Annotated in this window: 24 protein-coding genes, 1 tRNA gene and 1 other annotated feature; of the genes, 9 read left to right on the top strand and 16 right to left on the bottom strand. The window is 46.9% G+C overall.

Annotation, left to right across the window (positions count from 1 at the left end; all coding sequences use genetic code 11):
* Positions 1–904: hypothetical protein (locus J7529_RS06260; protein WP_318728278.1), on the bottom strand; the 904-nt coding region annotated here is incomplete at its 3' end.
* Positions 905–1061: 157 nt separating this feature from the next.
* Between J7529_RS06260 and J7529_RS06255 the strand changes: the two genes are divergently transcribed.
* Positions 1062–2171 carry a DUF3419 family protein gene (locus J7529_RS06255; RefSeq protein WP_318728277.1) on the top strand — a complete coding sequence of 370 codons (1110 nt, stop codon included), beginning with the start codon at positions 1062–1064 and terminating at the stop codon, positions 2169–2171.
* 88 nt (positions 2172–2259) lie between these two features.
* Here J7529_RS06255 and J7529_RS06250 read toward each other — a convergent pair whose 3' ends face one another.
* On the bottom strand, positions 2260–2991 hold the full coding sequence (locus tag J7529_RS06250) for a glutathione peroxidase (RefSeq protein WP_318728276.1): 732 nt from the start codon (positions 2989–2991) through the stop codon (positions 2260–2262).
* Between the two features lie 181 nt (positions 2992–3172).
* Here J7529_RS06250 and aspS point away from each other — a divergent pair, with 181 nt between their 5' ends.
* Positions 3173–4969 carry an aspartate--tRNA ligase gene (gene aspS, locus J7529_RS06245; RefSeq protein ID WP_318728275.1) on the top strand — a complete coding sequence of 599 codons (1797 nt, stop codon included), beginning with the start codon at positions 3173–3175 and terminating at the stop codon, positions 4967–4969.
* Positions 4970–5034: 65 nt separating this feature from the next.
* Here aspS and J7529_RS06240 read toward each other — a convergent pair whose 3' ends face one another.
* The gene (locus J7529_RS06240) at positions 5035–5184 is read right to left on the bottom strand and encodes a hypothetical protein (protein WP_271943052.1); all 150 of its coding nucleotides are present in this window, start codon (positions 5182–5184) and stop codon (positions 5035–5037) included.
* Positions 5185–5271: 87 nt separating this feature from the next.
* Here J7529_RS06240 and J7529_RS06235 point away from each other — a divergent pair, with 87 nt between their 5' ends.
* The 3 genes from J7529_RS06235 to J7529_RS06225 are packed head-to-tail and all read left to right on the top strand — an operon-like array spanning position 5272 to position 8341.
* Positions 5272–7407, top strand: a complete 2136-nt coding sequence (locus J7529_RS06235) for a hypothetical protein (RefSeq protein ID WP_271943049.1) — start codon at positions 5272–5274, stop codon at positions 7405–7407.
* An 8-nt stretch (positions 7408–7415) separates the two neighbouring features.
* The gene (locus J7529_RS06230) at positions 7416–7925 is read left to right on the top strand and encodes a hypothetical protein (protein ID WP_318728274.1); all 510 of its coding nucleotides are present in this window, start codon (positions 7416–7418) and stop codon (positions 7923–7925) included.
* Positions 7926–7963: 38 nt separating this feature from the next.
* A complete protein-coding gene (locus tag J7529_RS06225) occupies positions 7964–8341 on the top strand; it encodes a hypothetical protein (RefSeq protein WP_271943044.1) in 378 nt (125 codons plus the stop codon).
* A 118-nt stretch (positions 8342–8459) separates the two neighbouring features.
* Here the strand turns inward: J7529_RS06225 and J7529_RS06220 are convergent, their stop codons facing one another.
* The gene (locus tag J7529_RS06220; RefSeq protein WP_318728273.1) at positions 8460–11123 is read right to left on the bottom strand and encodes a chloride channel protein; all 2664 of its coding nucleotides are present in this window, start codon (positions 11121–11123) and stop codon (positions 8460–8462) included.
* Between the two features lie 436 nt (positions 11124–11559).
* Between J7529_RS06220 and J7529_RS06215 the strand changes: the two genes are divergently transcribed.
* A complete protein-coding gene (locus tag J7529_RS06215) occupies positions 11560–12660 on the top strand; it encodes a CAP domain-containing protein (protein ID WP_318728272.1) in 1101 nt (366 codons plus the stop codon).
* A gap of 32 nt (positions 12661–12692) precedes the next feature.
* Here J7529_RS06215 and thiL read toward each other — a convergent pair whose 3' ends face one another.
* Complete coding sequence (gene thiL / locus J7529_RS06210) at positions 12693–13688, bottom strand: thiamine-phosphate kinase (protein ID WP_318728271.1); 996 nt, start codon at positions 13686–13688, stop codon at positions 12693–12695.
* A 49-nt stretch (positions 13689–13737) separates the two neighbouring features.
* Between thiL and J7529_RS06205 the strand changes: the two genes are divergently transcribed.
* Entirely contained in the window at positions 13738–14292 is a 555-nt protein-coding gene (locus J7529_RS06205; protein ID WP_318728270.1) for a cofactor assembly of complex C subunit B, read from the top strand.
* A gap of 47 nt (positions 14293–14339) precedes the next feature.
* Here J7529_RS06205 and J7529_RS06200 read toward each other — a convergent pair whose 3' ends face one another.
* The gene (locus tag J7529_RS06200; RefSeq protein WP_271943030.1) at positions 14340–14696 is read right to left on the bottom strand and encodes a DUF3155 domain-containing protein; all 357 of its coding nucleotides are present in this window, start codon (positions 14694–14696) and stop codon (positions 14340–14342) included.
* Positions 14697–14977: 281 nt separating this feature from the next.
* Here J7529_RS06200 and J7529_RS06195 point away from each other — a divergent pair, with 281 nt between their 5' ends.
* Positions 14978–16261 carry a HAMP domain-containing sensor histidine kinase gene (locus tag J7529_RS06195; RefSeq protein ID WP_318728269.1) on the top strand — a complete coding sequence of 428 codons (1284 nt, stop codon included), beginning with the start codon at positions 14978–14980 and terminating at the stop codon, positions 16259–16261.
* A gap of 23 nt (positions 16262–16284) precedes the next feature.
* Positions 16285–16866 carry a DUF1802 family protein gene (locus J7529_RS06190; RefSeq protein ID WP_318728268.1) on the top strand — a complete coding sequence of 194 codons (582 nt, stop codon included), beginning with the start codon at positions 16285–16287 and terminating at the stop codon, positions 16864–16866.
* Between the two features lie 69 nt (positions 16867–16935).
* Here J7529_RS06190 and J7529_RS06185 read toward each other — a convergent pair whose 3' ends face one another.
* The 10 genes from J7529_RS06185 to ldpA form a co-directional block, all read right to left on the bottom strand.
* A complete protein-coding gene (locus J7529_RS06185) occupies positions 16936–17532 on the bottom strand; it encodes a triacylglycerol lipase (RefSeq protein ID WP_318728267.1) in 597 nt (198 codons plus the stop codon).
* A gap of 95 nt (positions 17533–17627) precedes the next feature.
* A complete protein-coding gene (rplL, locus tag J7529_RS06180) occupies positions 17628–18020 on the bottom strand; it encodes a 50S ribosomal protein L7/L12 (RefSeq protein ID WP_318728266.1) in 393 nt (130 codons plus the stop codon).
* Between the two features lie 48 nt (positions 18021–18068).
* Positions 18069–18617 carry a 50S ribosomal protein L10 gene (gene rplJ / locus J7529_RS06175; protein ID WP_318728265.1) on the bottom strand — a complete coding sequence of 183 codons (549 nt, stop codon included), beginning with the start codon at positions 18615–18617 and terminating at the stop codon, positions 18069–18071.
* 53 nt (positions 18618–18670) lie between these two features.
* Positions 18671–18842, bottom strand: a sequence feature (ribosomal protein L10 leader region).
* Between the two features lie 42 nt (positions 18843–18884).
* Positions 18885–19601, bottom strand: coding sequence for a 50S ribosomal protein L1 (gene rplA, locus J7529_RS06170; protein WP_271943017.1), 717 nt, complete (start codon positions 19599–19601; stop codon positions 18885–18887).
* Between the two features lie 119 nt (positions 19602–19720).
* A complete protein-coding gene (gene rplK / locus J7529_RS06165; protein ID WP_271943014.1) occupies positions 19721–20146 on the bottom strand; it encodes a 50S ribosomal protein L11 in 426 nt (141 codons plus the stop codon).
* 22 nt (positions 20147–20168) lie between these two features.
* Entirely contained in the window at positions 20169–20804 is a 636-nt protein-coding gene (gene nusG / locus J7529_RS06160; protein WP_390890045.1) for a transcription termination/antitermination protein NusG, read from the bottom strand.
* Positions 20804–21031 carry a preprotein translocase subunit SecE gene (secE, locus tag J7529_RS06155; protein ID WP_271943008.1) on the bottom strand — a complete coding sequence of 76 codons (228 nt, stop codon included), beginning with the start codon at positions 21029–21031 and terminating at the stop codon, positions 20804–20806. Before secE ends, nusG begins: the two co-directional genes overlap by 1 nt.
* A 634-nt stretch (positions 21032–21665) precedes the next feature.
* A tRNA-Ser gene (locus J7529_RS06150) sits at positions 21666–21752 on the bottom strand.
* A 234-nt stretch (positions 21753–21986) separates the two neighbouring features.
* Positions 21987–23795 (bottom strand): R3H domain-containing nucleic acid-binding protein, encoded by a 1809-nt coding sequence (locus J7529_RS06145; RefSeq protein WP_413038821.1) that lies wholly within the window; start codon positions 23793–23795, stop codon positions 21987–21989.
* A 99-nt stretch (positions 23796–23894) separates the two neighbouring features.
* Entirely contained in the window at positions 23895–25043 is a 1149-nt protein-coding gene (gene ldpA / locus J7529_RS06140; protein ID WP_318728263.1) for a circadian clock protein LdpA, read from the bottom strand.
* Between the last annotated feature and the right edge of the window lie 132 nt (positions 25044–25175).

The raw sequence follows: 25175 nt of genomic DNA, 5'->3' as shown, positions 1-25175 counted from the left end.
TGAATTCAGAACACCTGAAACCGTAAAGGAGATTAAAGCAAATAGCTTTCATCCATGACTTACGGGATTCAATGTTACGCCATTGAGCTTCAGTTAGCTCATAACCATTTAGCCCCAATACTCTAGCCCTAAAGTCTAGGAAGGTTTCAAGGTCAATGGCTTGCATTTTTGTTTTCCTAGTGACCTTCAATTTCCCAAAATAGCTGGTAACTTTGTCCAGCTCTGATGAAAGCTTGGCATCCCTCAAGAGCTTGACAATACCTGTATAGGCATTTTTGAACCCTTTGGAACACAAGGTCTGAGAGCCAGAGATAGAGAACAATTGAGACCAGTTCCGGTTAAGTTCGGAAATGATATTTTCACCAGTAAGTTGAAGCTTGGGATTGAGTTTATCAAAGTGTTTACCATAAGTTGAATGGTAATTAGCCAAGGTGTTAGTTCTCAGCTTTTCGTTACTCCTATCCCTGTCACACTTGTCGTAGCCAGAAAGGTAGTTTTTCTTCACCATCTCAATGGCATCGCCGATCGTAATGATGTCATTCTCAAGAGAAATAGCTCCCTTGATTTCCGACTCGTACCATGACCAAAACTCAGACTCTGTTTCAATTTCTTTGAGTTTGTCAAAGACTGCTAGGACTTTCGCCAAGGTATTAATGCACCCATCGCGAGTGAAGTCTTCGTTGCAGGAATTATCAGCAGTAGCGGATTTGCTAGATGTCTTAAACCGGAGATATAGCCGGTTACCTTTCTTACTGATAGAGATGCCCTTTGGGGTTGACTTCTGGCAAGCTTTGAGGTAAATCCTCACTAACTCATGGTCAACGTATTTGGATGGGTCAATTTGGTTCGAGTGGAAATACTCATTAACCAAATTCCATGCCTGCTTAAAGTGTGTGTCAGACATCTACCTATTTTCTACCTATTTTCCTTTCGAGGTTCTATAAGGTAGATTTGGTAGAGCTTCTAGCCATTTGGACAACATTAGCTTATAATATGAGAGTGGGTTCGATTCCCCCTACCCGCTTGATAAAGACCTGACCCATTGACATGGGGGAACCGTCATGTCTAGCGAAATCGAAGAGCGTGCCCAATTCTCCCAGATTCGCTATGGTCAATGTTGGGAAGATGCTGATATCCTCCTAGAAGGTTTAGCGATTCAACCGGGAGATACCTGCTTATCGATCGCCTCAGCCGGTGAAAATACTTTAGCTCTGTTAACGCGATCGCCAGAGCGAGTCATTGCCCTAGACCTGAGTTTAGCACAACTGGCCTGTTTAGAATTAAGGGTTGCAGCCTATCGCTGTTTAACTCATCCAGAGCTATTATCTCTCATGGGTAGTCCAACTGAAAGTACAGAACCAACACACAGAAAAACCCTTTATCAGCGCTGTCGTCCTTACCTGTCCCCCACAGTAAAACAGTTTTGGGATGATCGCCCACAATTGATTGCCATGGGAATCGGAAATAGTGGTAAATTTGAGCACTACTTTGAGATTTTCCGCCGCTATATTTTACCCTTAGTCCATGGCAAAAAACAGATTAAACAACTCTTGCAAGGAGGAATCCTAGAAGAGCGCCAATTATTTTATAATCAGGTTTGGAATAGCCGACGATGGCGATGGATGTTTCGCCTCTTTTTCTCCCGCACGGTAATGGGAAATTTAGGGCGAGACCCCAGTTTTTTCCAATATGTGAATGCCAATGTCGCTGAACGAATTTTCGATCGCGCTGAATATGCCCTAACTCAGCTTAACCCGGCGGATAATCCCTATTTACAATGGATTTTAACCGGCCATCATACCACCGCACTGCCCTATGCCCTGCGTCCAGAACACTTTGACACAATTCGTGCTAACCTCGATCGCCTAGAATGGCATCAGTGTTCTGTAGAAGCCTTTCTCGATCAGTTACCCAACCAGACAATCGATCGCTACAATCTCAGTGATATGTTTGAATATATGTCTTTAGAGTCTTATCACCAGATTCTGGAACAACTGATTCAAAAAGGCCGTAAAGGAGGCAGATTAGCCTATTGGAATTTATTGGTTCCTCGCCATTGTTCCCCAGAATGGTCGAGTCAAATTCGCCCCCTTTCTGACTTAGCCCATCATCTCTACGATCAAGATAAGGCATTTTTTTATAGCGCCTTTCATGTAGAGGAAATTGTGTAGTGAGGGGGCAAGAAACCAGGTTTCTATTCCTGTGAATAAGGACACTAGAATGTACAAGTAGAAACCCGGTTTCTCGGTTGCGCGATCTCTAAGACGCGAAGTAAGCCGCTAAATCGTCTGAACCGCCAATATGTTGACCATCAATGAAGACTTGGGGAACCGTAATTTTGCCAGTAATCGCTTGAAGAGAGCGGGTGCTTACAGCATCGGCGAGTACGATTTCTTCGTATTCTAATCCCTTTTCTTGTAGCAAGGCTTTGGCTTTAGCGCAGAAGGGACAGCCAACTTTAGTAAATAGAGAAACCATTTTCGGCTTAACGGCGCTGGGATTAATATGTTGGAGCATGGTTTCTGCATCGGAAACCTCGAAAGGATCGCCGGGTTTTTCCGGTTCGATGAACATTTTGTCAATGGTTTTATCTTTGACGAGCATGGAGTAGCGCCAAGAGCGTTGACCAAACCCGAGGTCTTGTTTGTCTACTAACATACCCATGCCAGCACTGAAGTCTCCGTTACCATCGGGAATGAAGGTGATTTTATCGGCTTTTTGATCTTTCGCCCATGCATCCATTACAAAAGTATCGTTAACGGATACGCAGATAATTTCATCAACTCCGTTAGCTTTGAAAACGTCCGCAAGTTCGTTATATCCAGGAACATGGGTAGAGGAGCAGGTAGGGGTGAATGCTCCAGGAAGGGAAAAGACGATAACCGTTTTGCCACCAAATAGCTCATCAGTACTGATGTCTTTCCATTCGTTGTTGACGCGAGCGCGGAAACTGACGTTGGGTACGGTTTGGCCTTCTTTATTCTGCAACATAAGTGTTGATCTCCTGACAGACAAGTAAAACGAAGTCGTTATGAATTTGGATTAATTGAATCATACTCATAATGACTTCGAGTTGTCAAGGAAAAATTTTTGGATCGCCAGTACCGCCATTCTTGTTGGATAATGGGGAAGTTGTGTTAAGCAAGAACTCTACTGAACGCTAGGAACCACCATGCGAACCCACTACTGCGGAGAATTACAAGGAAAAAACATTGGCGAGACGGTAACCCTGTGTGGTTGGGTCGATCGCCGTCGCGATCATGGTGGTGTAATTTTTCTGGACTTGCGCGATCGCACCGGAATCGTGCAAATTGTAAGCGATCCAGACCGAACCCCCGACTCCTATGAATTAGCAGAAAAACTGCGCAATGAGTACGTGGTGCAAATTCAGGGGCGAGTCACCCAGAGACCCGAAGATTCACTCAACCCCAAAATTGCCACGGGAGAAATCGAGATTTACGCCGACAAAATTGAGCTACTCAATGGAATTAACCGGCAAATGCCATTTCAGGTCTCCAGTTATGAAGAGGAGGCTGTGCGGGAAGATTTGCGGCTGAAGTATCGCTATTTAGACTTGAGACGCGATCGCATGAGTAGCAACTTGCAACTGCGCCACCAAGTCGTAAAGGCGATCCGTCGCTACTTAGAAGACGAACAACACTTCATGGAAGTAGAAACGCCCATCCTAACGCGCTCTACCCCAGAAGGAGCAAGGGATTACTTGGTTCCCAGTCGCGTGAATGCCGGGGAATGGTACGCCTTACCTCAATCGCCCCAACTGTTCAAACAGCTACTAATGGTCTCCGGGCTTGACCGGTACTATCAGATTGCGCGCTGCTTCCGGGATGAAGACCTACGAGCCGATCGCCAGCCCGAATTTACCCAATTGGACATGGAAATGAGCTTCATGTCTGAAGAAGACATCATTAATCTCAATGAAGGATTGGTTTGTCATATCTTCAAAACTATTAAAAACATTGATATCCCCCGACCCTTTCCCCGCATCACATACAAAGAATCTATGGATCGCTATGGATGCGATCGCCCCGATACCCGATTTGGACTTGAATTAGTCGAAGTTTCGGATGTCGTCAAAGAGTGCGGGTTTAAAGTCTTTTCCGGAGCCGTTGCCGCTGGTGGCGCGGTGAAAATTTTGCCCATTCCCAACGGCAACGATAACATTTCCAATGTAGCCATTAAACCCGGCGGCGAACTGTTCAAAGAAGCCACTGAAGCCGGAGCAAAAGGTCTAGCCTATATTCGTGTCCGTGAAAATGGAGAAATTGACACCATTGGCGCGATTAAAGATAACTTGAGTGCTGAACAAAAACAGGAAATCCTGCAACGCACTGGAGCCAAAGCCGGTCATTTACTCCTCTTTGGAGCTGGCGATACCGCCACAGTGAACAAAACCCTAGACCGGTTGCGGCAAGTCATTGGTAAACAAATGGGATTAATTGACGACAATCAAATTAATCTCATTTGGGTCACCGACTTCCCCATGTTTGAATGGAATGCTGATGAAAAGCGTCTCGAAGCCTTGCATCACCCCTTCACCTCCCCCAACCCAGAAGACTTAGACGACATCAAAAGCGCCCGTGCCATAGCCTACGATCTGGTCTATAACGGCAATGAAATTGGTGGGGGAAGCGTGCGGATCTACCAACGGGAGATTCAAGAAAAAGTGTTTGAGGCGATCGGATTATCCCCCGAAGAAGCCCATAATAAATTTGGCTTTCTCCTAGAAGCCTTTGAATATGGAACGCCTCCCCATGGCGGAATTGCCTATGGCTTAGACCGACTGGTAATGCTTCTTGCCGGTGAAGACTCTATCCGCGATGTGATTGCCTTCCCCAAAACCCAGCAAGCGCGGTGTTTGCTCACCGATGCTCCTGCAACCGTGGATAATCGCCAGTTGAAAGAACTTTCTGTGGCTTCCACCCACAAACCTAAGGCAAAAAATGGGTAAGTGGTAGTCATCATGTAGTCATGATAAAGTCGTGTGCCCTGAGCAGAGTCAAAGGGCACACCATCTCATTCCACACCCGATTCTTGCAATGCCTGAAGTAATAATGACGTAAACTGAAGAAATTCAGCCCATTCTTTCAGATAACCGGTTTCTTTTAGATAACCGGTAATTATATCCCTTCTCTCTTTCTCAGTGCCTCCGTGGTTAACTGACATGGGCGATCCGCCTCCCTGGGATGGCAATGACAACTCCCTCAAGGCTATATAATGGGCGGTAGGGCCGTAAATTGGCCATGGCAAATCATGAAAATTCGACGCAAACGAACCGTTCAGGAAACTGTACAGCCTAAAACCCAATTGCCTAAGTCCCGTCCTTGGGTGAAGACAACCCCTGAACTGAGCCAACACAATACTCCGTCTTCTTCGACTGTCCAACGTCTACCGGTGGATTCTAGGGAAGTGTGGGACAAAGTTTCGACTTTAGCGCCGCAAGAGAATTTATATCAATCGCCCTCTGCTCCCGAAAATCCCACAGATCGCCTCTATCCCAAGCGTCTCGCTCGGCAAGACCGCAGTATTTCCCCGCCCCACAAATCTCCCCTTTTGGGAACCATTCGGCGATCTCCTCAACCCCAATCTCCTACTCCACCCAAACAAAACCTCAACTGGGGACATCTCTCCTCAACCTTACAACCATTAGGCGATCGCTCTCCCATCACTCCCTGGAAACCCGCTCACCTGTTGCAGCGCCAATCGACGATCCAGCGTGATAACCTAACCTCTGGCACAGAAGCACCCCAAGACTCCACATCCAACCGAACCATACAACCCCCCACCCAGCAGGCTCCCTCACCCCCCAATACAGACAATTCTGAGTCACAGAGCGATCGCAACCAACCGCCCTCTCACAAAGCTCCCCTCACCCCCGATAAAATTAAACTAGAACAAAAAATTTCAGAATTAAAAGATGCCAAAAATCAATTATTAGAAGAGAAAAACAAAAAAGAAAAACAACTCTTATCTCTCTTAATCCCCGTTGATAATTGGATTGAACACAAAGCCAGTACCTCCGGTTACTCCGACATTTTTTATCTCTATAAAAGACAAGGGCCTCTGCAAAGAGCCATGATTTTATCTCAGCTAGGGGTCAGTAACTTTTCCTTAGCTGAAGCCAAATCTAAACTCAAATCCAGACAACTGAGCAAGTTGGGTCGTAAAGGCTTTGATTGGACAAAATTTTCTGACGCACTGCAAACCATTAGGGCAGTCAACCCCTGGGATGAGACCTTTATCCAGGATATGTCTGAACTCGGTGGCGCGATTGCTGCCATTGGTTCTGCCTCTACGTCTCATTTGGCCAATCTCGTTGGGGGTCAAGTCGTCGCAGATTGGAGCAGTGAAATTGGCTCCCTGTTGGGAGTCGTAGGATTACTGATTACAGCCTATCGAGAATATACAGAACTTTTAGCCAATAATGATCTGGGTCTCTATAAAACTCGCATCGGTAAGCTAGGCACTACCCTCGCTGACATCGGCCGCTATACCAGTACCGGACTGGTCACCTTATCCAGTGCAGTCGAAAATACAGGCATACTCCATAAGCTCGGAAGTGGACTTTCGACCGCAGCAGCAACCTCCGCAGCAGGAGCCTTTGCCATTGTTGGAGGAGCCATTAACGTCGGAGTTGGGATTAGTCAATATCGTCAAGCTGGGCAAAATCAACAAGATTTAGAAGAAATTAGCAACAGTGATGATCCTCACCTCGATACTGACCTGAAGAAAGGGGCGAAACTAGGAGCAACAAACCAAGGTTGGGACAAAAAGCTGGGTGCAGCCAGAATTGCCAAAGGAACCGCCATGATGCTCGGTGGCGCTCTCTTATTAGCTGGATTAGGGCCGATTGGATGGATAACATTAGCTGTTGCTGGGGTAATTGGCGGTACAGTGGCTCTAGCTAAATATTTTGGTTGGCGTAAGCGGAAGAATGATTTTGTTGATGAAGAATTAGGTGTTAATGAACGATATAAAAAACTTACAGGTCGATCGGTAAAAACTGGATTTATGGCGAAAAAATTTGGTTTTTCTAACCAAGAAAAAGCCCGAGATCAAATTCGCGATTATCTCTTAAGAAGGGAAGGTTTTGTGAATGCTGACCAATATTATTACTATCGTCTCAATGAAATGGCTCAAACGATTATCACTCAGGCACAAGTCGATATGCAACTCTTGCAGAAACGAGACGATCTTCAAGAGGATTCAGCGAAGGAGAATAAGACTAAACTACGCGATTATCTACAAGCCAACGATCTCAATCCGAGGCACTATCCAGGATTGTGTGTCTTGATTGGTTTAGGTCTCAAACTCACAGTCAAGAGAATTGCCAATAGCCGATTACCGGCGCACAGTAATGTAGTTACGCAACTCGATTACAGTAAGTAGAGTAAATCATGGAGACCTCAGAGCGCCCCCATGAATTATTGGTTTCCATTCAAGAGATCCTAACTTCTTGGGAAATCGAAAATCAATGGATTGAACCCACAGAAGAGGTTCCCTATTATGGTCTGCTTGCCCGCTTTTATCTTTTAGATGGTTTCCCTATCGATTGGCAATTTTGTATTTTACCTAAACTGCATGAGAGCGAGGATTTTGCCACGCAAGAATTTTTACAATTGTTTATCGAGTTAAGCGATAAAGTTACCTCAGAACATCTCGATCAAACCCTAAGAGAGATCGCCGCAATTAATTTGAATTTGCCTTTTGGTGCGTTTGGAGTGGTAGAAGACTTGCAGGTTCTCTATTTTAAGCATAATACCTTAATTGACATCAGGGGTAATAATACTCCGTATCGCTCACGCGATCGCGCCATCACCCTGGACATTCTCCAAAATCAATGGAGTATGATCCTATACAGCATTAATCTATTTTTTGAATCCTTAATGCAAACGTTGGAGAATTGATTACACTAGGTAGAATTGCATTCAAACAGCCTGTCTTCATGCTCACCGACATTTTCCCCTTCTCCTTTTCACTGAATACAACGGCGATCGCCGGAACCACCCTTTGGTCTCTGGGTCTTTACTTAGGCTTTTCTCCCATTAGTGATTGGATAATGCTGCAACTAACTCGGTGGTTTAATTTTGCCGAACGCAGTCTCTATACCTCAGTGGAGGAATTTGAACGCACGAGGGCAAGTCGAGAAGCACAAAATGCCTTTTATGCCTCCTTATTTAGTATTATTCCCTTTCTCATCGTCGGTGGTTTATTTAATTGGGCCGTAGAAGCAACATTAGGTAACAGTTGGGCCATTAGCATGGGATTATTGGCCTGTGTTGCTTGTGGGGTTTATGAGTTAGGACGCAGAGACACTCAGTAATATAGCGCTTTGCGCTAGGGAATAGGCTTTTGGTACATAGCTTTGAGGATTCAACACTGTCCCTCATAACGCAAGCAAAGCACTGTATCAATTAATAAAAATGGGTAGTCAGTTAAGATCAAGTTAGAGAGATAGCTTGACGCACTAAAATCACCGTACAATCGCATCCGGAGGCGATCGCCTCTGGAATGTTGCCTTTAATCACCTGTTTGAGTAAACCTTCTCGTGATGCTCCCATAATCACGACATCAATGTGGGATTTTTGGACTTGTTGAATAATGGCTTCGCTGACCTGTTCAGAGATGAGCTGTACCCGACTCAATTTAGGTAATCTTAACTCTTCCTTGTGTCTGTCTCCAGACACCAAAGAAACTGATTTTAAGCGACCGTACAAAAACTGCTGCACCTCTTCCAACATCCCAGAAACCTGGGCTTTCTGTTCTGGAGAACAGACCTGACACAATTGGATTTCTGGGGGAAAAAAGGGCTGATCCCAATTGTGGCCTTTAGATTTGAACTGAATGTATCGCAAGCGCATTAAACCTGGTAACAACTCAGCACCGGCGATCGCATTCGGCCCTCCTGCCAACGGCAGTAACCAGCGATTAAAATGCCATTTCGCCTGTTGTCCACGAGTAGCCCACTTCACCAACACCACTTCACAAGGGGCTTGACGAATTAAGGTATCCACCACATCCCCAAAAATGCGCCCCTCCGTTGTTGTTTTTCCCTTCCATCCCATCAGCAACAGATCCACATGGCGATACTTCACCGTCTCTAGAATCGTTTTCCCAATATCATGGGTGACTCGCACCTGAGTATGGACACTAATGCCTAACTGTTCACCCAACTTTTCTGTATAGTTCGTCCAGCGTTGAAATGCATCAAAGCTGACCCGAGCTTGATCGACCGGAGTATGATGGGAAACCAAAGCGACTTGCAGACATTCCAACTCATAATCTTGTTCCGCGGCGATCGCCCCTGCCATCTGTAACAATAAAGCTGCTGTGCGTTGATTGACCACTGGAACCAAAATCCGGCCCTTACCCGTTGCCGGCCCCTGTGTTCTATAAATTACATAAGAAGTCCCACCAGCCGGCCCCAAGGTTGGCCCGATACCACTGAGCAAATCTGACTCCGCCCGGATAATATCACTGCGGGTAATAATCCCCACTAACCTCCGTCCCTCAGTCACTGGAAGACGACTGAGTTTATAACGATTCAAACAATACACCACCTCACTTAAAGGACAAGAGGGTGGAACACTCACCGGATCGGGGGTCATGATTTCCCCCAATACGGCCTTCTGATTCATGTTGCGTTTCTTCAGATCTTCCTGAGTAACAATACCGACTAACTGACCTCCATGCACCACAGGAAATCCCCGATGATGAGAGCGAGAAAACGCTTGTACCACTTGATCTAAAGGTAAATGGAGATTCAAGGTTTCCACCCGGTGTTGCATCAGATCCTCAGCAATCAATTCATCAAAGCCTTCTGGCGTTTTTCGTTGATGACTTTGGGCTTCCATACCATTCCAGACCAACAGACGCTGGTATAGGGAGTTTTTCTCTAGCAAACTGGATACAAAATAGGCCACCACCGACACAATCATCAGCGGTAAGACCAAATTAAAATCTGCCGTGATTTCAAAAACAATCACAATACTGGTCATGGGAACTTTACCCACGGCACTAAAAAAGGCTCCCATCCCCGCCAGGGCATAAGTATCAGGAGAAATACCGAGGGGTAATCCTAGAGAGTAACCCACCAAATAGCCAAGAGCTGCACCTAATGTTAGGGTTGGGGCAAAGAGTCCCCCAGGTGTCCCTGCACCATAGGCTAAACAGGTGAGTAAAAAATGAACAACAAAGGCAAGAAGGACTTCAGTAGCTTTAAGATCCCCAACTAACAAAAGTTGTCGTAAACCCGCATGGTCATTAAACGTTTGTGGCAATAAGGCAATACAAAGGCCAGAAATTAAACCAGTTAAAGCCATGCGAGCAGGCAGAGTCAGGGGTAAGCGCCGATTGAGAGTCAGGCTGGTAATAATACTTTGGTTGAAGAGTGTACCTAGAATTCCCGCTAGGATACCTAGCATCAAGAAAGACGGAATTTCTGGGGCAGAGAAATGGGCAACCGAAGCACTGACTTCCCGATTAAGGTCGAGGTCATTTCCAAAGATGCGAGAGACGACTGCACCGATAAAGGAGGCTCCGATCGCTGTTTCTAGAGTTAGTTCCGAAACATCATGGAGTAATTCTTCTAATACAAATAACATGCCGGCGATCGGGGCATTAAAGCCAGCCGCCAGTCCTGCGGCGGCACCAGCGGCGACCATTTGCCGGCGATGGTTAGGAGAGGTGGGGAAAATCCTCGCAATTTCCGAAGCTAAAGCAGCTCCAATTTGTACAGTTGGCCCTTGACGACCGAGAGTGAGTCCAGAAGAGAGAGAAAGCAATCCAGCAGTAAGCTTAACCAGAGCAGTCCGCCAACCCAGAGGAAGTGGGGTTCCTTCGAGAACGGCTTTGACGTGGGCAATACCACTCCCTTGGGTTTCAGTGGCAAAGGCTTCAATCAAACAACCGGAGAGAAAGGCAAAGGTCATGCCTATGATGGGTAAGACAAACCAAGCGGGGAAGATTTGGGTAAGCCAGATCCGCCACCCCCCCAAGGTTCCTATGCCATTTCTGAGTAAGACGGCGCTACAACCAGAGACTAATCCAATCAGACAAGCCTCGGCAATCATCACCCGTCGTTTGGGTAGCAATAGAGGGCGCACGGTTAAATTATGCGCTTTGCGCTAGGGAATAGGGGAGAGGCAATAAGGAAGAGGCAATAGGGTTATGGTACATGGTAGCCAGAGGATTTAACTCTGATGTCAACCATACCACTACAGACTGAGAGTCCCCATCGGATTCAATTAAAAATTAAAAATTAACGTCAGTCAAGCAGAGATTTGACAAGCAATTCTGGGTTTTGAGACCTGATGATAGGAGTGGTCTATTCGACAGAGGTTCAAAGGTTTGGCAGAAGTCATCAACTTCACAGAACAGTTCTTCTAGACTAAGTATGGAGCAAGGGATAGCTTTATGGTTCGCACTTTTAGCCTACTGCCTTTGCTCCTCCCCATCCCAAACTGACGATCGCCTGCTTAACCAAAACTGACGTTATAGTAGGAAATGAAACCATCAAAAAAAGCAAGGTAGGTCAGACGAATGAGATGGCAAGACCCCCTGATTTTTCTGAGTGCAACATCTGTAGCGATCGCCGTAGCTCAACCCATTGCAGTCCAAGCGCAAGGTATTTCCTACGATTGTAGTGGCCAATTGCAGAGGGGCGATCGCGTTTTAGAGTCGGATGGCAGTTTATATGATATTTGTGAATTTGAAGCACAGGCAGGACAGTCCATTTCCATTACGTTAGAAAGTGTAGATTTTGACACGGTTTTGGCGGTCATCGACTCCGAGGGTAACCTATTAGCCTCAAATGACGATATCGACGAAAATACGACCAATTCGGCATTGACCGTTACATTTCCAGCGGATGGGATATACCGACTCATCGTCAATGCTTACGATGCTGAAGGTTCCGGAGGCTATATCCTGTCTGCTACTGGATCTGGAGATATCCAAAAACCCATCAATCAGCCCAGAGAGAACACTCAAATGGCGATTTCTTCAGGAGAAACAGCGGCACAATTTTACAACCGTTATCAGCGTAATCCGGGTGCTATCCCCATTCCCGATTGTGCTACCCGTACGTCTAAACTCACCCGCAGCGAAATTCAGCAAGTTTTACTCGAACACAACCGCTCCCGCAAAGATGCCGATCGCTACGTTCCTAATGGCTTACCTCCCTTACCTGCGGTCATCTGGAATTGTGATGCGGCTGCAGTGGCGCAACAGTGGGCCGATCAAAGCCGAGGTTCCCAAGGTCACAGTGCTAACGCCTGGCGGCAGCAACAGTTCAGTAATCGTACTGGACTCCAAGGTGGAGCGGCTAAACTGGGTGAAAATTTGGCCTGGTCGGGAGGCAGCGATCGCTCTGTGGTCAGCAGCGTCACCCGTTGGGATGACGAACGCAAGGATTACAACCACAACACGCAAGCTTGTCAGGGGGTCTGCGGTCATTATACGCAGATGGTATGGCGGGAAAGTACCGCGATCGGTTGTGGTATTTATCGTGGCCCCGTCCGTTGGCCGGGAGGCGATCGGACCTGGGCGGAAGGATATTTCTTAAGCTGTACTTATCACAATGCAGGTAATTTCAATAACGATAATCCTTTAATCGACCATCCGGATTGGTACTACGATTAGTTAAGGCAACAGGCAATGGACTAACCGGTACCTCATGAAAGTGGAAAATGCTGGAATCCCCAACTTCGATCTAAGGTCAAATTGGGGTTTTGTCGATCCTTACGATCGATCAGTTCAATGCGATTGCCCCCGATTAATTCTCCAATAATGGCTGCCTCTTCCCCTAATGTCTCCACGAAAGGATGAGCGACTTCTGGGGGAAGGCACAACACCAACTCAAAATCTTCTCCTCCATAGAAAGTCCAATGGCGAATCTCTGCTTCAGAAAGTACAGAGGTTAAACCCTGAGCAGTGGGAATTTGACTTAAATCAAGCCTAGCGCCAACGCCACTGGCGCGACAGATTTGATCTAAGGCATCGGCTAACCCATCGCTGCTATCCATTCCGGCGATCCGTTGCGGCTTTAAATTCCATAATTTGGGTAGAACATCTAAGCGCGGTTTGGGATATTGATGCGCTTTAATAAATTTTTGGCGATCGCCCGGTGACAAAGTCATCGACCACTGAGGATTTAACAAACATTCTAGGCCAGCACGGGAGGCTCCATGAACTCCTGTGACTACAATCAGATCGCCAGGTTTTCCCGTATGGCGTTGACAGAGGCGATCGGGTTTAACTTGTCCCAAAGCGGTAATACTAAGGGAAATAACCGGCGATCGCACTACATCCCCACCAATAATGGCAGTCTCATGGGGTTTTAAACCGTCGTTCATCCCTTCATAAAGTGACTCAACCCACTCCACCTCTGTATCTGCCGTTAAACTTAACCCCACGGTGATCCCTAGGGGACAAGCGCCCATAGCCGCTAAATCTGATAAATTAGCGGCTACTGCTCGCCATCCGACGGCATGGGGGGGAGTCGTGCGATCGCTAAAATGGACTCCATCCACCAACACATCTGTGGTCACCACCATGCGGTATCCTGGAGTCAGATCCAGTACTGCCCCATCATCCCCCACTCTATGGGCAGCACAAAACCGGAAGAGACGCTGCAAAAGCCCCTGTTCCCCAACTTCTCTCACCTTCATGGCCACATCGTAAAATACTGAAAACTTCTTCTATACTTTAAACCCTGACATGATCGGCGAAAATCCTGCCTTAATTCCCCTCCTAATCCTGACCCTTCTGCTGTGTATCGGTCTCTTTTTCTTTATTCGAGCCTCCGTTAAAGACCGAACAGAAGAAATCACCCTCATAGCTAACGTCACAGAAGAAGAATTACTTCCCCAACTGCAAACCTATTTTGACAACCGAGCCTACCAGGTTACAGCTCTAGAGAGCCAAACCCAGAAAATCACCTTTGAGGGAACTGTTCAACCCAGTTGGTTTTTAGCCATTTTTCTCTCTTTTTTAGCTACTCTTGGCCTACTTTGTGGTAGTCTTGTAATTTCTACCGTATGGTCTGACTTTCCCCCAATCCTATGGGCGATCGTCTTCCTTGCCCCGGGTGCAGGTCTTTTCTACTGGAAGGGCGCTTATCGCACTGAACAAGTGGAGCTACAAGTTCAATCTCTTGAGCAATCCACGGAAGTGGCGCAAAGTCTGATTGCGGTCAGAGCGCACCGAGATGAACTCGCTGAACTTCAGAAAGCCTTACAATCTTTGCTTTGTGATGAGGCAGAGTTAAGCTGAAACTCTGCCTCATAAGCTCCCTGAGTTACCTGAAGCTTGACACGCTGCTATCCGATCGGATAAGGTGTATCAACTTGTTTGGCTTCAGTTATGATAGCTCCCAGTAGCATTGATGGGGGTTGCAGGTCATCCGGATGTTTCAGACTGGGAAACAGAAAATGGTTTTCCTCAACATATTGAGCGCCAAATAAACCTTTTTCTGCCCAAAAATACCGATCCGTGGTATGCTCATTCCGCTTGACCAATAATAAAGCGGGTGGGATAATCCCTTGAGCGCGAATAAATTTTCGAGCTGCTGTTACGGGTTTATCTTCTCCGCTTTCAATGCTATACTGAGGAACTTGTTCGAGGATACGCCGTCCTTCCTGGCGACGACGACTTTTGCGCTTACGTCTCCTAGCCAAATCTCCTTACCTCCCCTTTTAGCAGACAGATGTAGTTGTGGTTACAAAATACGTGCAGATTATATCGGTTTCTATGAAAAAAATCAATCAGTCTTAAGATAAATCAACAAAATTCCCTAATCATACTGACGCGATCCCTATGCAGATCCCCATCGGTAGAACCGGTTAAAGCTACTGAAGTCGCGGAAACCACTACAATAGGGAAAATGGAATTCAATTTGGGTATTCCTTAAATGTCTAATGTTGTGAATTCCTAACGTCCCCGCTTAAGTTCTATCCTCATGTTAAGGCCTGCCAGTTCGGACTTTATTGAACTGTGTCGATCGCAAATCTCCTTGTTGACCCAATCTTTGGGAGCATCTTTGAGTGCAGTTTATCTGACGGAACATCATCTAGACCGGTCGTTTACCCAACTGATTCCGATCGCCGCTTACCCGGATCGGGCAACTCCTTGGACGGAGTTGAAGCCGATCTCTTTTCTTCCCTATGAGGGATACTTGCAAGGTCTTGCTCCTTCTTTACCCGATCCCCTCGATCCGCAGCTAGAATCAGCCGCATCGCAAGTACTGCCGCAACCTCATCAACTGATCCTACCGCTGGTCAAACAAAAAATGTTGATGGGGTTTTTAGTCACGCAACGGGAGGATCGGCAATGGAATGAACTCGAGCGAGAACAAATTCAACATATTACCAATACATTGGCGATCGCCTGTTTGTTGGATCAACGGGGTCAATGGTCTGAACATCGCTATCAACAACAGAGTAAGCTGCAAACGAAGCGTCATGAACTGTTCCATAATTTTCTCCATCAATTCCGTAATCCTCTAACCGCTCTGCGAACTTTTGGGAAACTGCTGCTCAAACGATTGCCTGCTGCCGATCCGAATCGGGCGATCGCCGAAAATCTTCTGCGCGAAAGTACTCGCCTCCAGGATTTGCTGCAACATTTTAACCAATCGATGGATTCTCTAGAAGTGTCGGGAAACACTCTGAATGGGGAGAATCTTTCAGAACAACGACTGTTGAGTGCAAGTCCTTCCTCTGTACCTCAACTTCCGGCTTCCCTAGGTGAGATTTCCCTCACGCTTCAATCGTGCGCCATTGAAGACATTTTAGACGCTCTTTTACCGTCTATTGAGGCGATCGCTCAAGAAAAGGGATTGGGTCTCAATTGTCAAATGCCGGCTAATTTACCGCTCATTGAAGTCGATCCCACGGCGTTGACGGAAGTTTTGAATAATCTTTTAGAAAATGCAATTAAATACACCCCCGCTCCAGGAACGATCTATCTACAGGTCACGGCTCACGAGACTCAAAATCAACTGTTGATGGCCATTAGTGATACCGGCCCAGGGATTCCCCAAGAGGATCTCCCCGAGGTGTTTAAGCGCCATTATCGAGGGGTTCAAGCTGAAGGAGAGATTCCTGGAACGGGTTTAGGTTTGGCGATCGCCAAAGATTTAACCGAACAAATGCAGGGAAGGCTGAACGTTTTTAGTCCAGCCGCCTATCCACCTGACGCGACCCAAGGCACAACGTTTGTAGTCCGTTTACCGATTCCGTAAGTTCATTTGAGGATCAATTAAGTATGGTGTTGTCAACTCGTGCCTTAAAAGAATGGGCGATCGCCATCCAAGCCTTAGAAACGGGCGAAATCATCTGCCTTTGGCGCAAAGGAGGCATTCAAGAAACCGAAAAACGCTTTCAGGTAGATCGGGATTGGGTGTGGCTCTATCCGACTTATGAGCATCAAAAACCTTCTTTGCTCAAACCGGTCTATGCGGCTCAAGTTAAGCCGGTTCCTTCTGGATGGCATCCTGATAAAATTACTATTAGTAGTGGGGCAAAGGTTACCGATGTTTTAGAACTCACGGAACCGGAGCAAATTCAGGAATTATTTCACAACTTGTTTGCCGAACAGATTTGGACTGAAGACTTTATCGGCGATCGCCTGCGCTGGAAGCCTCAAAAACCGCTCTCTCTTCTCCTACTAAGGGTTTATCGCTTACCAGAACCGGCGATCGTGCCCTATGATGCGAGTTATGGCGGCTGTAAATCTTGGATCGATCTACAAACTGCGATTTCTAGCGATCGGCTCTCTCCCGTTCTCAGTGATTCCATTTATGAACAACGATGTAACCGAATTCGATCGCTTTGCGCTGGGGAATAGGGTTCTGGTACATCGACAGAGAAGATTCAACACTGTCCCTCATAAGGCAAGCAAAGCGCTGTAACTGTCCTAACCCACTCCTGTTTTCTTCAGGTATTGACCCACTAACTCAATGATGCGATCGTCCGTTAACATCCAAGGATGAATCAGAACAGGAACCGTGATGTTTTTCCCCACAGGAACATTGGAACTTTTAGCAGGCAAAATCATTAAATCGTTGGGTGTCCAAATGGAGGTAAATTGAACGGAGTTCAGTTGATCGAAATCTCGGTTTAAATCTTGCAAAAACTGGCTCTTGGGGCGCATTTGCAAGCAGCCAGGATTTTGTCGCACGTAGGACATTAAGCTACCATGATGGGGAGACGATAACGTAATGAAGCGATCGCATCGCTCTAACCCTCCCAAGCGCTGTAAATAGTACCGGCTAATGATTCCGCCCATACTAAAGGCAACTATATCGAGGCGTGTATCTTGGCTAAACGTTCGCTCTACATACCCTTGAATCTGTTCAGCTAATCGATCTAAACCCACTTTGCCATTGTTGGGAACTAAATCTAGGGCATGAGTCAACCATCCTTGACGCTCTAACACCGCAGCCATTTTCCTAAACACCGCTCCAGTGTCATCAATGCCATGAATGAGTAAAACCGGATTGCGAGTCGTCATACAAAAAGCCTAAAGAGAGAAAATGAGAGTCTCAACCAAAGAAAAGAGGGGATTGAATCCCCCCTCAAAGTATATCAATTCAGGCCAATGGTTCTCTATTTAACGCTAACTTTAGCGCCTGCTTCCTCAAGCTGCTTCTTAGCATCTTCTGCCGCATCCTTAGCCACTGCCTCTTTAATCGGTTTAGGCGCAGATTCCACCATTTCCTTGGCTTCCTTCAAACCCAAGCCAGTAAGGGCACGAACCACTTTAAGAATGGCAATCTTCTTATCAGCAGGAACTTCTTCCAGAACCACATCAAATTCAGTTTTCTCTACTTCTTCCTCAGCCGGAGTCGCAGTATTAGGGCCAGGAGCCATCATCATCATGCCACCAGTCGCCGCAGCACTCACCCCAAAGACTTCCTCGATTTGCTTAACCAATTCAGAAGCTTCGAGCAGAGAAAGGGTTTTCAGCTTTTCAACAATTTCGTCAGTAACAGCAGACATAGTTAGGTATACTCCGTATTAGTCATTTACGATCGGGTGAAGGGGATTCTAAGCAGCATCACTGCCAGCATCCCCTCCTTCTTTGTCCACGTAGGCCTGAAGGCCACGGGCAATAGAGGATGGAACTTGATTAATTCCAACCGCCAGTTTGGTCGCCACACCATTGATTGCCCCAGCAATTTGAGCAATAAGTTCCTCTTTAGAGGGCAAGTCACCAATGGCTTTAATCTCTTCCTCGGAGAGGGCACGGCCTTCCATGACTCCACCCCGAAGAAGGGTTTTCTTGGTGGCTTTTTGAAAGCCTTGGTAGGCTTTAATTGCCCCACCAATATCGTCTTTAACCAGCAGAAAGGCTGAAGCATCGGTAAGGAACTCCTTCATCGGTTCCCAAGCTTCATCCCCTTCTACGGCTTTACGCATCAGGGTATTCTTGGTTACCTTACAGGTGGTTCCTGTTGGGCGCAGTTGTCGCCGTAAATCAGTGATTTCAGCAACAGACAGACCTTTGTAGTCAATGACAACAGCGAGTTGGGCATCCTTCAAGCTTTCTTGAAGTTCGGCGAGGATCGCCTTTTTATTTTCTAGGGTTCTCCCCATTGATGTGTTACCTCCATGGTCTGAGTCAGACATTACTCCGACTTTGGCATTAGTTGCCCAAAAGCAACGCCCCGACGGGGTAGCCGGGGCGTTGCTAGCGAAAATGATCGACCCAACCAGACTAGACTGACCTGGTAATGGGAAATTAAAGAACACTTTCGATGGGCCTCGGCAGGAAATTAAGCAGTAAGCACCTGCTATCTTGGGCTGAATCGATATAAAAAATTCAGAGGTTTAGAGTTTTAGATGCATTGCAAGTTGCACAAGTTAGGCAGCTTCACCAACTTTGAGGTCTCGTAAGAGGGAAGTATCGACCTCAATGGGCGGACCCATAGTGGCACAAACATAAACGGTGCGCCAGTATCGGCCTTTAGCACCAGACGGTTTGTTGCGATCGATCGTTTCCTGGATGGCTTTGAGGTTTTCCAAGAGATCTTCCGCACTAAATGCGGCTTTACCAAATAGGATATGGACGATCCCGGTACGGTCTGCCCGGAATTCGAGTTTACCCGCTTTGACTTCAGAAATGGCTTGAGCCACATCCAAGGTTACTGTTCCCGCTTTCGGTGAAGGCATCAACCCACGGGGCCCCAGTAAACGACCGAGTTTTGCCACTTTAGGCATCATGTCTGGAGTGGCAATGAGGCGATCGAAGTCCATACGTCCTTTTTGGATCTCATCAATCAGTTCTTCCGAACCAAAGACATCTGCTCCAGCACTGGAGGCTTCTGAGACTTTTTCCCCTCTAGCAATAACAGCGACTCGAACCGTTTGCCCTGTTCCTTTAGGTAAAACTACAGTCGTTCTTAATTGCTGGTCAGTATATTTTGGATCAATTCCTAGGCGAATATGGGCTTCTGCCGACTCTGGGAATTTGGCTGTGGCTGTCTCTTTGAGTAACTGGATGGCCTCTAAGGGTTCATAGGGCCGCTCTTCTACTTTTTTGTACAGCTCTTGCAGTCTACGCGATCGCTTTGTAGGCATGTTTTTTTGGATCTCCTGGGGTGGGTAACGAAGGTTTGACTTCTCCCCCGCTTTAGTTCAATTACAGTTGTCTTAAGAGTAGACAATTTTATTATGATAGCACAAGAAGAAAACTTCTTCTAGTCCACCACTTTGACTCCCATATTTCGGGCAGTTCCGGCCACAATATTCATAGCTGCCTCGATATCATTAGCATTCAAATCAGGCATTTTGGTTTGGGCAATTTCTTGCAGTTGGGCGCGGGTAATACTTCCTACTTTTTGTTTGTTGGGTTCGGCAGAACCTCTCTCAATTTTGGCCGCTTTTTTAATTAGCACCGAAGCAGGAGGGGTTTTGAGAACAAAGGTAAAACTGCGGTCTTCATAAACAGAGATTTCAACGGGAATCACCATTCCAGGTTGATCGGCTGTTTTCGCATTATATTCTTTGCAGAACATCATGATATTCACCCCATGTTGACCCAGTGCGGGACCAACTGGAGGTGCAGGGTTAGCTTTACCTGCAGGTAAAGCTAATTTAATCAGAGCAACAACTTTTTTAGCCATTGGCAATCATCCTAAATTGACTTTATTGTTTTTCCACTTGATTGAACTCTAGTTCAACTGGGGTATCTCGACCAAAAATAGAAAGGAGGGCTTTGAGTTTGCTCCGTTCCGGACTCACCTCAATCACTTCTCCTTCAAAATCTTTAAATGGTCCAGATAAAACCAGGATTTTGTCACCAGGGGCCATATCAATTTTGACCACTGTTTTATCTTCCTGGGTCTGTTTGAACATACGCTCGACTTCTGTTGGACTCAGGGGAAGGGGTTTAACATGCCCTCGTCCTCGACCGTAGCGACGTTTTTGTTCTGCCCCTACAAAGTTAATCACATTGGGGGTGTTTTTGACTACAGGCCAAGTTTCATCGTCCAGAACCATATGGATCAAGACGTACCCAGGAAGGACTTTTTCTACCGTCTGTTGAGATTTTCCTCCCTTACGGAATTGAACCGTTGATTTTTCCGGAATTTTAACTTCCAGAATGCGGTTAGCTACGTTGAGAGTTTGCTTACGCTGTTCGAGGTTATTTTTAACCCGCTTTTCACAACCGGAAGCAACCTGTACAGCATACCATCTCGGTTTTTCAGCCGGTTTGTTGTCGGTTTCCTGGAGGTCTGTTTCTCTGGGGTTAGACTCGAAAGACTCCTCTGATACCATGATCAAAATACCTGACTGGCTGTCCAAATAAATAGTTTATCGACTGCAAAGATCAGGAAGGCAAATAATCCAACCATGGACATTACAGCAACAGACTCACTGATTAGTTGTTGGCGAGAAGGCCAAACAACTTTTTGCAGTTCGTCTTGCGTTCCTTGCAGAAATTTCTGGGTAACCTCTACGGGATTGTCTGTTTTTTCTGGTACTTGTGCGGTTTCTTTTTTGGCCACAGTGTTTGGATCTCCCTTCTGATTGAGTGATGGGGTGAGGATTGAGTTCTTCCCATGTTATTGAGCATGGGTTTCTCTTTCTTTACCCTGACGTTAATCTCCAGTCTAGCGAACCTGTCTTGATTTTTACGACCTTTACACCACTTCCTTTTAGCCAGTTCTGGCAGTCCTAAGTGGGACTTGATGACAGACTGGCCAAGATCAGGGGCTAACGCGCCCTGGAGGATTTAAACCCCAAACACTAACCATATCATGATTTTCACAAAAATCATCGAAAATTTTGGGTCTGAAACCCCGTCGTTCAGCGAAGCGTAGAAAGGCTTAGGGTGATATATAGCGCTTCGCGCTAGGCTTGCTTTGCAATAGCTTGTATAGCTTAGGTTCTAAGGCTTCAAGCTGTACCTCATAGAAGAGAGAAACGCTATAGTTGATTTGATTAACACTGAGACACTCTAAGAGAGTCTACAATAACGGTAAATGTAGGGGCGAAAAATATGCAAGCCCCTACAAAAATGTCTCACTGTTATTTGAATTGACTATAGTAAAAAAACTTTGTTTGAAATATGTGTAAATAACCGTTGAGCGATCGCGCTCACGAAAGCGAGACTCTAGTTTGGGTAAGTTTTATTTAAAACGGAGAGAGAGGGATTCGAACCCTCGTTAGCGTTTCCACTAAACGACATTTCCAGTGTCGCGCCTTCAACCACTCGGCCACCTCTCCAGGTGAAACTGATGGGAAATAGGTTATTTACCTACCGGTTTACAACTATATCATCAGTTGCTTTAATCAGTCAAGCAGGAGTAAGGTTGAGTTTTGAGATCTTACTCCTGTCTGACTTATAGCGTGAAGCGCTAGGCAATAGGCAGTAGGGAAAAAATTTTTTGCCCCTACTTGTGTACAAGGTTTTGAACATTCAACCCTGCCTTCCATAACGCAAGTAAAGCACTGTAAGCCTCAAGCCGGATAAATCCGTAGACGGCGATTGGGTTCTTCACCGAAACTATCGGATTTGAGCCGATAATGCTCCACTAGCTCATGTTGCATCTTGCGAACTTTTCCAGAGCGGGGCAGCAGTTCTACCGGTTGTCCCTTGGGAATCACAATCTGTTCTACAGCCAAACGTGCTTCTTCGAGAGCTTCTAACTCATCTTCTGCACCACTGTGGGCAAAGAGATTTAAGTCGATCGCCTCATTGACATGGGAGGTATCGAGATCTAGCAGTCGTTGCAGGGTGCGAATCATCTGGGGAACCGTGTTCGACTTGAGCGTATGTACCGGTAGATGGCGGGATCTGGCCATTTGTTTGAGTTTCCCTTGGTTTTTCAGATGCGATCGCAACGCCAACACCGCATCCGCACCATCAATATCCTTGGTCAGCAATACCGGTATATTCAACGTGCGAATCACCTGCTCCAATTGATGGCGACTAATCCCATAGGGGTAGATATGCAACGGCCAATCCTCTCCATTAGGCCCGGTAGGTCGCTCTTGTTCTCCAGTGCGACTAAAGGAATCTTCCAACATCTGATGAAACGACTCTTGCTCTGGGGAAACCGCTTGCGGAAAAGAAGCATATTTAGAATCATTGGAGACCGGGAACATATGACCCTGACTGCGCCAACCCTTGACCCCCTGAGCCTTTGACCACCCTTGAGTCTCTCCTACCGCACTATTAGATAAAGGCACTGGAGTGAGATGATTAGATTGGCCATGATGACCAGAACGGCGACCTGTAGGCCGTTGAATGGCTAACCCATTTTCTGTGGTTTCATGGCTAATCACCACTTCCCCTTGCTCATTGACGGTACGCACTTGGGGAGTCGGTTGTCGGCCGCGCAATAAACCATCGATCATGTCATCAACTTGTTCATGGACAATCCACCGTTGACGCTCTTGCATTTCAATGGCAATCTCGAACGTAGGGGGGGACTTGCGCTCTAAAACTGTTTTTTGTGACCCTCGTCGCCGAGCTTCATCATCGCCTAGGGTAACGGCTTGAATGCCACCGACTAAATCGGAAAGAGTCGGGTTTTTAATCAGGTTTTCCAGTTGATTCCCGTGAGCGGTTCCCACTAACATGACTCCCCGTTCGGCGATCGTCCGAGCGGCTAAGGCCTCTAGTTCCGTGCCGATTTCATCAATCACAATCACTTCGGGCATGTGGTTTTCCACGGCTTCAATCATCACTTGATGCTGAAGTTCGGGACGAGCCACTTGCATCCGTCGAGCGCGACCGATCGCAGGATGGGGAATATCTCCATCACCCGCAATTTCATTAGAGGTGTCGATAATCACGACGCGCTTATCAAGTTCATCGGCCAATACCCTGGCAATTTCCCGCAGCGCCGTAGTTTTGCCCACACCGGGACGACCCAGCATTAGAATCGATTGTCCACGCTCGACTAAATCCCGAATCATACCAATCGTGCCAAAGACGGCTCGACCCACCCGTAAGGTCAAGCCAATAATGTCTCCAGTACGGTTGCGAATGGCACTGATCCGATGCAGGGTTTGTTCGATACCCGCCCGGTTATCGCCACCAAAGTGACCGACTCGATCTAAACAGTATTGAATATCTTCTCGGCTTACGGGAGTGTCGGTAATATACTCAGCTGCTTGTTTGGGAAATCGAGCCTCTGGGAGACGACCTAAATCCAGGACAACTTCAATCAGTTGACCGCAGTTGGTATGGTTGTCTAAATTGTGGCGGATGGTCACCGGTAAAATGTCGAGCAATTGCTTTAAGTCGTCGGCCATATCCATCGAGGGTTGTTTGGGCATTTGAGCGTTGGAGGATTCAGGTATCCGAGGCAGTTCAAAAGCGTTCATAAAATTGATATTTAATAGGGGAATAGGATTGGCTTAGGGGGGCGGGGGTTTGAGTTGAGAGATTAGGGTATGGGCTAACTTGACCCCAGCCCAGAGAAGGTCAGGATGGTCTTCTATATGGGGATAGGCCAATCCCTGGAAAGATTGATCGGTTTGGGTTTCCGATGGCTCCAAGGGTTCCAAAATGGGAGAGAGTAAGACACGAGCATAACTACCATAGGCAACACCTATAATGGGGGATTTTGGATCGGTCAATGGGTATGAGGGCGATCCAAGCTTGTTTGTCTCTGGGGTTCCCAAGAGTCCTAGGCTTTTGAGCTTGGGAACGGTATAGTCGTTCGTTCCTCCTGCCAGTTGTAAGGCTCCTGGAAATCCGGATTCCATAACTTTTTGGGCGAGTTTGATGGTGCGGTGGGTGGTTCCGGAGCTGATGTCCCCACTCATGGGACGACCATCCAGTTGCCAGATTACAGGACAGGGGAGGGGGTGAACGAGTTCATGGAGAGACCATAGATAGTCGATGAGGCGATCGCCGTCTGGACAGCTAATGGCGATTAACCGCAGAGATGCCGTGTGCGGTGCGATCGCTTGCCAAAGACGCTTGAAGTCTGTATAATGGGAGGTCTGGGTATGAATTTCTAAGGCATCAATCCCTGCCTCGACAAGTTGAGGAACAAGGGTTTGAGGCATGGAAATGTAAGAGCGAGTCACAATTCGGTTGTGGGGACAAATGGGGATACACCGGCCGCAACCATAGCAACGTTGGTCAATCACACCAATTTCTGGATGAATGGCCAGTTGGATTGCTTGCGCAGGACAGACGGCTTCGCAGGGGCGGGGACAGTCTGGGGGACATGACGATGGGTCAAATTCGGCTTTGCGAAAATGGGGATCTTCTCCGTCGTTCAGGCTAGCCATGATTAGGGGATCGTGGGTTTTGCCCGGTTGACCGAGTTGGCGTTGCCAGGTTTCGGTTTTGAGTTTACGGGCGGCAAAGATGGCCTCTTGAACTACGGCGACAATGGCTGGATCGGCCGCCACATCAATACAGTCGGCTCCCGCGAGGGTGTAAGCCAACGTTAGGTTACGAATAGCAGGGATATGTTGGTAACTGGCCCCGCAGATAAGCTTGAACCAGCGGCGATCCCCGATCGAGTTTAGGGCAGGGTACAGTTGAGTCACCCTTTTAAGATAAGGCCTTGTGGCCAAAATGGGGAAGTGTACAATCACAATAGATAAAGTCTAGATCTCAATTGCTTGAAATTGGGGTCTAGAGTTAAGGTGAGATTATTTGTAGTATAACAGAAATATTGT

Source organism: Roseofilum sp. Guam, assembly GCF_017746735.1.
Taxonomy (GTDB): domain Bacteria; phylum Cyanobacteriota; class Cyanobacteriia; order Cyanobacteriales; family Desertifilaceae; genus Roseofilum; species Roseofilum reptotaenium.
The sequence above is the reverse complement of the archived record's forward strand: the minus strand, read 5'-3'. Positions and strand labels throughout refer to the sequence as shown.